The sequence below is a fragment of the Mucilaginibacter sp. NFR10 genome, from assembly GCF_900100445.1.
Lineage (GTDB): Bacteria > Bacteroidota > Bacteroidia > Sphingobacteriales > Sphingobacteriaceae > Mucilaginibacter > Mucilaginibacter rubeus.
This window is the reverse complement of record NZ_FMTV01000001.1, coordinates 1,893,266-1,905,086: the sequence shown is the minus strand read 5'-3', so window position 1 is coordinate 1,905,086 and position 11,821 is coordinate 1,893,266. Positions and strand designations below refer to the sequence as shown.

Below are 11,821 nucleotides of genomic sequence, written 5' to 3'. Positions count from 1 at the left end.
TAAAGACTTCTCTAATTGCTTTATACGCTGTTTAAGGGCCTTAGGATCATTTTTATCTTTAGCATCCATGACAGCTAAAGTTACGGCTCCTTTTTCCAATTTTTTCTTGTAAAGGTTAACCCAGTTATTAAGCATCTGGACATTGGGCAATCTGTAACTTTTGGCGACTTCTTTAGCTGATCGGTTGCGATACATCACCATCAGTACCAGCTTCTCCTTAAAAGTCTCTGTAAAGGAGAAGCGTGACAACATTGTTTCTTTCATCTGGAATAAGTTTATTCCAAAACTGTAAACCTATAGCCGTATGAGACCGATTAAAATCCACAAGTACGCCGTGCTCCTTGCCGGCGCTGCATACTTAAGCCGGTTATAGGCCAGTAGCGAGCAAATTAATTTTGGTTCAAGCCAGGTGAAGAGGGCAAGCCCATTCGCCCGAAAACTTAAATTAAATACAAAAAGTCGGGCAACTCCCGACTTTTCGCATTTGATAATATATTTGAATTGAACTTCAGCTCAATGGCTTATTTACGCTTCGACAGCCTGATGACGTTGACAGAGTAAGGCTGAAAGGTGTGTTTGAATGACCGGCCGAGTCCCGTTATGGTCGACGTAACCGGCACGATTTTATTAGGCTCGTCAATTGTATTGGTATCTTCCGGTTTATCGCCCTTTAGTATTACCAGGGTGCCATTTGCAGCCACATCTCCGCCCTTCAGGCTGATGGTGATTTCCCGGGCCATATCATCGGTATTCACCACCTTCAGATACACATTTTTAGCATCCTGGGTACAAACAAAAAATAACGCCGCACGCTCGGCTTTAGGGCGCCGCGCGTTTGCCGGCCAATGGCCTATGCCGGCGGTGTCTTTAACTGCTGGCTTGCGTAAGGGGGCATTTTCTGCTGTTATTGGCACCACCTTGGTACCAAGGTAGCTGCCGAACATTTTTTGTACGTAATAGGATGGTGATCCATAACTTTTAAGGGCTGTATAACCAATCAGATCAGAGTCCCATTGCCAGGCTTTAGGTTGGCCATTGCCTGCCTGGTTTACGTTCACAAATAATGGTGCATAGCATGACCGCTCCACCAGGTCGCTGTTGCGTTCCATCCCGGTCATCCAGGCGGCGTCTCCGAGGGCTGCATTCAGATTAGTGGTAGGCGCGCCTTCGCGGGTGGCCCATTCGCCTACAAATATTTTAGGGCTGGTTGCACGGTCATAGCTATCGTACTTCGCCGCGTCTTCTTCCATCTGCCAGGCCGATTGGTAATAATGCTCGTCAACCATTTGGGGTTTAACACTGGTTACCTTGTCGGGCTTATAACTTTCAATGGTTGAGATACAGCGTAACTGGGGGTATTTAGCTTTTATAGCAGCTTGAAATTGTTTAAAGCGCCCATCGTAGCTATGCGACCTGTCAAACCAGTCCTCATTGCCTATCTCTATATCTGTCAGTTTGAAAGGGGCGGGATGGCCGTCGGCAGCCCGTTTTGCACCCCAGTAAGTTTTGGTATCGCCAATACAATATTCAATTTCATCCAGCGCGTCTTTAACATATGGCTCTAATAAAGGCCCCGCATCTATGTGGTCACCACGTAATGAGTAACCGGCAAAAACTGCTAAAAGCGGTTCCATTTTCAAATCTTCACACCACTCTAAAAATTCCAGCAGGCCCATACCGTCGCTTGCCCGGTAACCCCAGCTGCCTGTATGGCCGGGGCGCTGCTCCAGCGGGCCTAAGGTTGTTTTCCAGGGGAAGGCATCTCCCAGGTATGGCCCCTCTAAAAAGTTGCCGCCCGGAAAGCGTAGAAAGGTCGGCTTCATATCGGCCATCATCTGCATTAAATCAATGCGATTGCCATTAGGCCTGTTTTTATATGTTGGGGGAAATAAGGAAACGAGGTTAAAATAGTAAGTGCCTGTCCGGGTAGATGAAATCACAAAACGCGCGTCGGCAGTAGGTTTGATATTTGCAGCGGTTGTGATGGTTAACTCATGCTTTTTCCAGTACATGCTTTTTTCGAGGTTGATTGTGCCCCTTGCGTAAGTTGTTTTGCCATCGGTGCTTTCCAAACTAATGTTGATAATACCGGGACCATCTTCAGTAACCGCTGTTGCTGGCGGAGCAGCGTCGGGCCGGTTACCCCGCGGAAAATTGACAGTGCCGGTTTTGATATAAAATGAGCAGCGATAAGTAGTTGACGGTGTAACCGGAATACCCCAAAAGCCACTGTTGGCAATGCCCGCGCGGTTACCGTTTGTCTGGCTAACCGTAAGCTTAAGGCAGGTTGTAAGTGCCGCGTTAATAGCATTGCGCCCCTGATCAAAAGGGACATTAGCCGGATCGGCACCAATGAGCTGTATCGATGCCTTGCTATCGCCATCCTGAACAACGCTCCAGCCATCGGGCTGGTTTGGGTTATCCTTAAAAACCCGGTTACGGATCAGTTCGGCATATAAACCTCCATCATAGGAATGATTGATCTCCTCGGTCATGAGCCCGTAAAGCTTCGGACTTACGTTCACACCTTTGGTAAGATCCAGGTTGAGGCGGGTTTGCGCCTGTAAACCGCTGAATGCACTTAAACATAAAGCAGATAAGAATAGTAGCTTTTTTGTCATTGTTGGTATTCCTTAATTATTCTGAAATGGTGACAGGCTGATGCATCACTATCTTATTGTGTATTACTGATGTGAAAAAAATCGAAATCAACATAACCGCCAGATTGCCTGGTTGCATAGTTAAACAGACCAAAGCGATATCCCATAAAATGGGGGAGGGTATAAACCATTTGCAGCGGTGTGCCAATAGGTTCCCATTTGCGCCCGTCGAGACTATAAAAAAAGTAGGCTTTATCTGCCCGGTTAGTAAAATCGCAGCTTGCTTTAAGGTAAATGGTTGTTTGCTTTAGAGGTATGCTGGTCGCTTCAATAGCCGATCCGGATTGCGCGCTGATCATAACTATTTGTTTAGAGCCATGATCTGATTTTACACCAACGAAGCCGTACTTTTTTTGCAGTAAAACCAGCCCTGCAAAGTCTCCATCTTTCATATTGGCGACATCAATTAAAGTTGTTCCCGAACATTGAGGGCCAATAGTGCGCTGCGTTAAGGTGTTACGTGCCGATAGTACTGTGCTGTCCAGCCGCCCGGTGGTCAATCTCAGGTAGCCGGCCCGCTTTTTTAACGACCATAACTGATCATCCGGATTGTGGTTCCATTGCCATACCAACGGCAGCACTGGCTCGCCGTTTTTACGGCTAAATTCATCCGGGGATACAATACCCGGGATCAGGCTTTTATTCGCGGGTAAATCCAGCGTATCTGGTGCTTTGTGATCAACACCCAATACAGGCCATCCATCTGTCCAGGTAACCGGTACTAGGTACGGCACCCGGCCAACGGCGCCAAAATCACGAAATAAATAGGCATACCAATCGCCTTTCGGGGTATTGATAAGCCCGCCCTGGGCTGCACCTTTATCCTGAAGCCCTACCTGGCCTTCATAAGGACCGGTCAACTTGTCGGCCCGGTGGATTAAAACGGTACGCATTCCCCCTTTAGGCCAGCTGATATTGAAAAGGTAATATTTACCCTTAATTTTGAACAGCTGCGAGCCTTCGGCAGGCAAACCAATATTGGGACCGGCAGCAGCGCTTGCATTCTCGATCAGGATTTGCGGTTTTTTATCAGGATTGACGCCAGACAGGTCATCATTCAGTTCGGCCAACATGATCTTGCCGCTCCCATAGATCATATAAGCTTTGCCGTCATCGTCAAAAAAAAGTGAGTGGTCATGTAATGCCGGTTTAAAGGACATTTCTTTCCATGGGCCTTTTTCAATGTTTTCTGTGCTGTAGATATAGGTTTTGTTGGTAGTGCCCGAAAATGTGGAAACGTAAAAAGTACCGTTATGATAACGCAAGCTGCTTGCCCATGAGCCCCTGCCATATGCGTTTGCTCCGTTTGCCAGGTTAAGGGCATCTCCACCATCAAGCGTATTATACGCGTAACTTACGATATGCCAGTTCACCAAATCTTTTGATTTCATGATTGGCAGCCCCGGATTAAGATGCATAGTGGTGCTGCTTGCATAATAAGTATCACCAACCCTGATCATCGATACATCCGGAACGTCTGCATATATAATGGGATTTTGTGCAGTCTGCGCGTTTAAAGGCATAACTGCCAGTCGCCATAAAAGGCAGGTAATTGCCAGTTTAAGAAATGCGATGTTTTTTGTTTTCATTCATTTTACGTTAAAAGTTAACCACTGCCCAATATGCCTTTTTACGCTGAAGTTTTTCATCAAACAACAGCGGGTAGGCTTTGATCACTTTGCGGCTTGTGCCCTCGGTCGCAGCTGCGCCTCCGGCAATACCGCCACCACGGAAATCAAGCCAGCTGTACCGGTCTGATACATTCCAAAAAGTAACCCCGGTTATTACTTTTTTGTATTTCCTGAAGATTTCAAAAATGGCCTTATACCTTTCGGCTTGTTGAGCGGCCATAGTTTCCGTATAAGCGGAATCCGTTAGCGTTTGATCGCCTGCTTTACGCGGTGGGCCTGTACGTACCGTAACATCCAGCTCCGTGATCTGCAGCTTTAATCCAAGTGCTGCATACTTATCCATAGCTTCAGTTATTTGTTGCAAACTGGGGTCAGTTAATTTCCAGTGGCCCTGCAAACCTACTCCGGTTACAGGCACCCCGGCGTCTTTAAGGTTCCTGAGCAATTTACAAATCTTATCCCGTTTGGATGGAACCTCACTGTTGTAATCGTTGTAAAAAAGCTGGGCATCTGGGTCGGCTTCATGGGCGTATTCAAACGCTTTGGCAATAAAATCCTCGCCGCATATCTGGTACCATAATGAGTTACGCAGATAGTTATCGGGTTTATCATCAATGGCTTCGTTAACTACGTCCCACGCGTATATTTTACCCTTAAAATGATTGACTACCGTGGTAATATGATCCTTAAGCCGTTTCAGTAACACATCTTTACTTACCTGTTTGCCCGTGCTGTCTTTAAACATCCACGCAGGTGCCTGCGCATGCCAAAGCAAATTATGGCCCCTGATTTTCATGTGGTGCTTTTGCGCGAATGCTACGATAGCATCGGCGTTTTTCCAGTTATATTCATTTTCGCGCGGATGAATGGGGCCCATTTTCATGTCGTTTTCCGGTGTTACGCTGTTAAACTCCTTTGCAATCAGTTCTGCTTCAGGTCCGCTAAGTGCAGCCGCGTTTACTGCAACACCGATAGGAAAATACTTTCGGTAATAATCTTTCAATCCCTTATCAGCCTTATGTGATGAGGTTGCAGCCCGGCCATAATCTGCGTTATGGTGTAGGGCCTGTCGGTTCGTAAAGGATGCCAGAGCGACAAATCCAGTTAGTAACAGCGGGAATTTTAATGTTGTAATCGTTTTAAATTTCATGTTGGATCAGTTGCAGGTGTAATTTTAATTTATTTGAAACTTATCCAGTCGATATTAACGCCGGTGCCGCTTTTTAATACTATTACCAGGTTGGCGGTTTTAGATGGGAGAGAAGAGAGGCGGGTTTGTATAACTTGCCAATCGTTCCCTTCGGCAATGTTTGCCGAAGCCAATATGCGTCCGTTGGGATCGCCAAGCCGCACTTCTATAGTTGCTTTACTTGCTGCATTTGCCAGGATCTGCAATTCTTTAAACTTTTTGCCTTCGAAGCCAACACGATTGTAACGGATCCAACTACCTGCATTCTTGAACGTAGTTTTCCAGCCGTCAAATCTTTTTGCGGTATCAAGAAAGGAGATTTTAACGGTACTGTCCTTATCGCTGTACCTGTCTATCTGTATTTTTTCTGAGGCTTTGGTGATCCCCACGCCACGCAGGGTTGGGATAACTTTTTTGATCGTTCCGTCGGCGTTAAAAAACAGGCTGTCGCACCTTATCGATCTGTTTTTGTCGAAATTCGGCGATAGGTCGTCGTTGTGGTAAAACAAGTACCATTGATTTTTAAACTGGATGATTGATTGGTGATTGGTCCAGCAGCCGGAAGCCGACTCATCCATAATCACGCCTGCAAATTTAAAAGGCCCCATCGGGTTGTTGCCGGTAGCATATTCCAGTCGCTCAATCTTATTGGCCACATGCGGGTAGGTGAGATAATAAATGCCATTGCGTTCGAACAGGTAAGGGCCTTCTTTCAGCCCTTTATCAGGCAGTTGGGCTAAAATTATTGGTTCTGAAGCAAGTTCCAGCATGTTTTCTTTAAGTTTTGCAGCATACAGGTTTCCCTGTGCCCAATACAAGTAGGCTTGTCCGTCTTTATCAATAAATACATTAGGATCGATGCCATGCACCTCTTTTATAGGTTCTGGCTGAGGGGTAAACGGTCCATAAGGTTTATCGGCCACGGCAACACCTATGGTAAAGCCGCGACCGTTTTCGCTGCCTTTCATGGTAGTAGGGAAGTACATATAATATTTGCCGTTGCGGAAAATGCAGTCGGGAGCCCACATGCTGTACGAAGCAGGGTCGGCCCAGGGCACTGTTGTTTGACTGATGATCATGCCGTGATCAGTCCAGTCGGTGAGGTTTGCTGATGAAAAAACGTGGTAATCTTCCATGCAAAACCAACCAGGGCGACCATGGCCGGGCGTTGCCTTAATATCATGCGATGGATAAACATATACCCTGTCGCCAAAAACGCGGGCTGAGGGATCGGCCGTAAACTGGTCCCTGATTAATGGATTTTGTGCCATGGATCGCCCGGCGAAGCCCAATACTGATCCGAATAGCAATAGCCAGAACTTAATATTTTTCATGAACAGAATGTGTTTGATCTGATTTTTTTGATCATTAATTATTTAAACAGGATGGGGGCAAATTGGTAAAGATCATTTCGCCAAACAGGCCAGGTATGACCTCCCGGATACTCGTAATAAGTATGTTTTATTTTCATCTCGTCCAGCTTGCCCAGCATAACCTGGCAGTTTTTATACGCGATATCCTCCTTGCCGCCCATCGCAATCCAAAATGCTTTTAGGTTGGTCTTGATTTTGGTAGTATTTTTCTTCATAAAATCATACTGTGCATCAGCGATGCTGTTTTGTGCAGGTAAAATCCATCCCGAGCTGAATACGCCAAGGTAACTGAATGTATCAGTATTGTAGATACCTGTATATAGGGTATTTAGTCCACCCATGGAAAGCCCGGCCAGGGCACGGCCCTGCGCGGTACGGTTAACCCGGTAGTTCTTTTCTATAAAGGGGATAATGCATTGTTTTATTTCGCTCGCGAAGGTTTTGAGACCGGCTTCACCAAAACCTCCGCCGAAATTGGCATCGGGCATTACCACTAACATGGGTTTCGCTTGCCCGGCCGCAATCAGGTTATCCATGATCATATTGGTTTTGCCCTGGGTTGCCCAGCCGGTTTCGTCCTCGCCGCCGCCATGTAATATATACAGCGCGGGGTATTTAAGCTGGCTTGCGTCATAACCAGGCGGAGTGTAAATGAACAGCCTTCGCCATGATTTGGTGACGGTTGAAAAATAGGTTTTGATGCGGATATCGCCATGCGGAACGTTTTTTAACGCATAATAATCGCCGCCGTCAAATGGTATTTCTATGCCGCTGGCCATGCGCCCCATGCCGTAAAAGGTTTGACTGGAAGGATCGGTTGTAGCAACGCCATCTATAATCAACGAATAATAATGGAAGCCTTCGCCAATTGAATCTGTTGTAGCTGTCCAATAACCTGCCGTGTCTTTTACCATGTCATATTTCTTGCCCAGGTCAACCTGAACTTTTTGTGCATCCGGCGCCTTGACACGGAAAAGCACCCGGTGGTCGGGTTGGATAAAAGGATATTTTGAGCCTCTGATATTGGTAGATGCAGGGCCGCCCGAAATCATCATGTTATATTTATCGATATCAACAGGTTTGAACAGGAATTGCGAAAACAGGTAAAGATCATTTTTCCAAACTTTAAAGTCGTGGATTCCCGGCTCGACATTGAAGATATGCGGCACATTTTTTTGTTCGAGGTAATCGTGGGTACGTTTGCTGAACGACATTAACCCGTCGTGATCGCCGCAGGAGATCCAAAGCAACTTAAGTTTGCTTTTGGCTGCATCGGGATCAGGTAACAGTTCTTCAGGTTTTTTGGTATTGGGTGCTGATGAAAAGCCTCCAACCCAGGCAAATTTATCCAGGTTGCCCAGCCCAAAATTAAGTGACTGACCACCGCCCATTGATAATCCGGCCAGTGCCCGGTGTTCGCGATCGGTATAAACTGGATATTTTTTTTGAATAAATGGGATCAGGTCATCCAGCAAGTCGTGCTCAAAAGTTGCAAACGCGGCAACTTTATCCGGAGCCATTATATTGCCGGTGGCACGGTCGTCTTTCATGGCACGGCCGTTGGGCAACACAACGATCATTGGTTCCAGTTTTTTATCGGCATACAAATTATCCAATATCACCTGGGGCGTGCCTTGGTTAAGCCATTCAAATTCATCGCCGCCAATACCATGCAGCAGGTACAAAACAGGATATGTTTTTTTAGCGGTATAGCCGGGTGGCAGGTAAACTACTGCGCGCCGTTTGGAATCAACTGTTTTTGAGTTGTAGGTAACGGTGTCTAATTTTCCGTGTGCTATACCAGCGCGGTAAGTGTCGAAACCGGCCGGTGAATGTTTAAGAGCTGGCTGTGAAAGGGCCAGCAAGGCAGGCAAAATGCCGATGACGGTGAGGTAGGCTATCTTCTTCATAATTTTGTTGTCAGTTAATCCGCTAAACTGATTGCCTTTCGGATTAAGGACGCTAAAGCGGGTTAAATTGTGTTAGTTTTTGCTCGTTTGAGGAATACCCGAAAGTAGGGCAAGCACTTTGCCGCGGTTAACACAAATCATGATAATGATAGCACGAATGTTTAAGACCTGGAAAATGAACCATCAATCCCGTTTGCGTAAATGAACAGGAAGCCGGAAAATACGCCCGCTATTCTTTTTTTGAATCGTTAATTGTATTGATAACCAGTTTGTTTTAGATATCTGGAATGTTTGAGGCTGTGTTTAATTGCGTCTGATTGTAACAATCATATAGCATTTTTGGGAACGCATCCATGCAGATACATTCGTGGTATCAAAATATTGGATTGTGGTAGCAAACCATTTTCTGTACGGATACTTTCGTACAGTCCGTAATCGGTATTCCGATCATAAACTTCTTTAATAAATCTAATAAACCATGCAATTGAAAATTTACTTACCGAAGCCGGTCATGATGGTGATGGCATTAATTTTTTGCCTGTCATCCCTCCGGGGCACGGCTCAAAAACTAAAACTAAACAAGTTGGGTTATTTCGAAACGCCCGGCGTCAACGTCCTCGTATTTAGTAACCAGTATAATGGGATCTTTCAGGACGAAAAGACAGCAGGTGTTGAGTTGATACATCACGGCGTGCGTACAATTACAGGCGGCGCGGTACGGCTGCAAAACACACCCGAGCAATGGGACCTGGTGCCCACACTGGTTAACCGTAAGGTTGATAGCGTCAACCATCAAATTGATGTTACCATGCGTTACGCCGATTATGATTTTGATTCCAGGATCACCGTTACGCCGAAAGGCAATGGCGTTGAATTGAATTTATACCTTGATAAACCGGTGCCGGAAAAGTTAGCAGGCAGGGCAGGTTTCAACCTGGAAATTATACCATCTGCTTACTTTGAGAAAACATTTTTGATTGATGGAAAACCGGGCGAGTTTCCGCTGTACCCGGCAGGTTTAACAAAAATGCTTCCTTCAAGTCAAAAAATCCCGCAGTTTGCCGGCCACAGCACATTTGACGATCGTGGCCGCAATGAATTTATCGAGCCCGCACCATTGGCTACCGGTAAAACATTGGTGATGGCGCCCGAAGATCCTGAGCGCACCATTAAAATTCAATCATTTGATGCCGACCTTAAGTTGTTTGACGGCCGAAGCCTTGCGCAAAACGGATGGTTTATTGTGCGCAGTTTATTACCGGCAGGAAAAACGGGCAAAGTATTAACCTGGTATATTGAGCCAAATGCCGTACCTGGTTGGAAGCGTGCGCCCGTAATTGAGTTTTCGCAGGTTGGTTACCGCCCGGAGCAGCAAAAGACCGCAGTAATAGAACTGGATAAAAATGACACGCCATTACAAACCGCCACACTTTTTGAGATAACTCCCGATGGGAAATACGTTGAGCGGCTTAAAGCAGCTGTACAGCACTGGGGACAATTTACCCGTTACAATTATTTGAAGTTCGACTTCAGCAGTGTGAAAAAAGCAGGTTTATATGTGATAGCCTACGGCGACCAAAAAACCAATGCATTCCCCATCAATGCAAATGTTTATGAAAATATAGGGCATCCCACAATGGATGTTTGGTTCCCGGTTCAGATGGATCACATGATGGTTAACGAGGCCTACCGAGTATGGCACGGCGCGCCTTTTCTTGATGACGCCTTGCAGGCACCTCCAAACCACCAGCATTTTGATACGTACCAGATGGGGCCAACTACTGACACAAAATATAAACCGCTTGAGCGCATCCCCGGGCTTAATGTTGGCGGCTGGTTTGATGCCGGCGATTTTGATATTGAAACGCCATCGCACTGCAGCGTTGTGCTGAATTTTGTTGAAGCCTGGGAGAATTTTAAGATCGATCGCGACGAAACCTATGTGGATTACCCAACCCGGTACGTAGATATACACCGCCCTGACGGTAAGCCTGATCTTTTACAGCAAATTGAACATGGTACGCTTAACCTGGTAGCGCAGGTAGTGAACATTGGCCACCCGGCGCGCGGAATCATAGTGCCTAATTTGCACCAGTACCATCACCTCGGAGACGCCGTTAACGAAACAGATAACCTGCCTTATAACGCCTCGCTGAAGCCCTACCAAACCGACGGTAAATCAAGTGGCACTATGGATGACAGATGGGCGTTCACTACAAGGAATATAGCACTGGATTACCAGGCTACCGCCGCGCTTGCCGCTGCCAGCAGGGCGTTAAAAGGGTACAATGATACGCTCTCTGCTAAAAGTTTGCAAAGTGCATTGAAACTCTGGCACGAAGACGACAGCCTGAAAATGCACATGGACTCGGCCGCCCGGGCACGTAACAGGTTCCTTGCCGGTAACGAAATGCTTGCCGCGCTCCAATTGTATATCACAACCAAAGATCAGCAGTATGCAGATCATTTCAAAAAGCTGATTATGCCGATGCTTGATCGCTTTCCCGGCTTTGTTATGATAAGCGCGCTGCACGCTTACCCTTACATGGATAAAGATTACCAGGATAAAATCGCAGCCTATATGCAAAAGTACAAGGCTTCATGTGATGAGTACGATAAACAAAATCCCTATGGTGTGCCGGTTACTCCGGGAGGCTGGGGCGGTAGTGGGCAGGTTATTAACTACGCCATTACCAACTATTACGCAAATAAGTATTTCCCTAATATAATCGGTCCGGAATATGTTTACAAAGGGCTGAATTATATTTTCGGGTGTCATCCTTATTCCAACCTTTCGTTTGTATCGGCGGTCGGTGTACGTTCAAAAAAAGTAACCTACGGTAATAACCGGGCCGACTTCAGGTTTATTGCCGGTGGCGTAGTGCCCGGTATCCTGCTGCTTAAACCCGATTTTCCGGAGAATAAGGAAGACTGGCCGTTTTTCTGGGGGGAGAATGAAGTTACAATAGCCGGCTGTGCGCAGTACATTGTTTTGTCAGGAGCTGCTAATCAGTTAGGTCAGCATAATTAACAGGTTAAAGGAGCATTATTTCAAATT

The 11,821-nt window shown here is 46.3% G+C and carries 7 protein-coding genes; 1 reads left to right on the top strand and 6 read right to left on the bottom strand.

Features of this window, described 5'->3' with window-relative positions; all coding sequences use genetic code 11:
• The 6 genes from BLP33_RS07785 to BLP33_RS07760 form a co-directional block, all read right to left on the bottom strand.
• Positions 1-264 (bottom strand): transposase (locus tag BLP33_RS07785; protein WP_139159953.1); only part of this gene is annotated, 264 nt, incomplete at its 3' end.
• Positions 265-521: 257 nt separating this feature from the next.
• Positions 522-2,621, bottom strand: a complete 2,100-nt coding sequence (locus tag BLP33_RS07780) for an alpha-L-arabinofuranosidase C-terminal domain-containing protein (protein ID WP_090526133.1) — start codon at positions 2,619-2,621, stop codon at positions 522-524.
• A gap of 53 nt (positions 2,622-2,674) precedes the next feature.
• Positions 2,675-4,249: a glycoside hydrolase family 43 protein gene (locus BLP33_RS07775; RefSeq protein WP_090526132.1), complete on the bottom strand. Its 1,575-nt coding sequence runs from the start codon at positions 4,247-4,249 to the stop codon at positions 2,675-2,677.
• A 10-nt stretch (positions 4,250-4,259) separates the two neighbouring features.
• Positions 4,260-5,441 (bottom strand): endo-1,4-beta-xylanase, encoded by a 1,182-nt coding sequence (locus tag BLP33_RS07770; RefSeq protein ID WP_090526131.1) that lies wholly within the window; start codon positions 5,439-5,441, stop codon positions 4,260-4,262.
• A 29-nt stretch (positions 5,442-5,470) separates the two neighbouring features.
• The gene (locus tag BLP33_RS07765; protein WP_090526130.1) at positions 5,471-6,814 is read right to left on the bottom strand and encodes a family 43 glycosylhydrolase; all 1,344 of its coding nucleotides are present in this window, start codon (positions 6,812-6,814) and stop codon (positions 5,471-5,473) included.
• A gap of 38 nt (positions 6,815-6,852) precedes the next feature.
• Entirely contained in the window at positions 6,853-8,763 is a 1,911-nt protein-coding gene (locus BLP33_RS07760; protein ID WP_090526129.1) for an alpha/beta hydrolase-fold protein, read from the bottom strand.
• Between the two features lie 478 nt (positions 8,764-9,241).
• Between BLP33_RS07760 and BLP33_RS07755 the strand changes: the two genes are divergently transcribed.
• Positions 9,242-11,794 carry a glycoside hydrolase family 9 protein gene (locus BLP33_RS07755; RefSeq protein ID WP_217633117.1) on the top strand — a complete coding sequence of 851 codons (2,553 nt, stop codon included), beginning with the start codon at positions 9,242-9,244 and terminating at the stop codon, positions 11,792-11,794.
• Positions 11,795-11,821 lie beyond the last annotated feature (27 nt).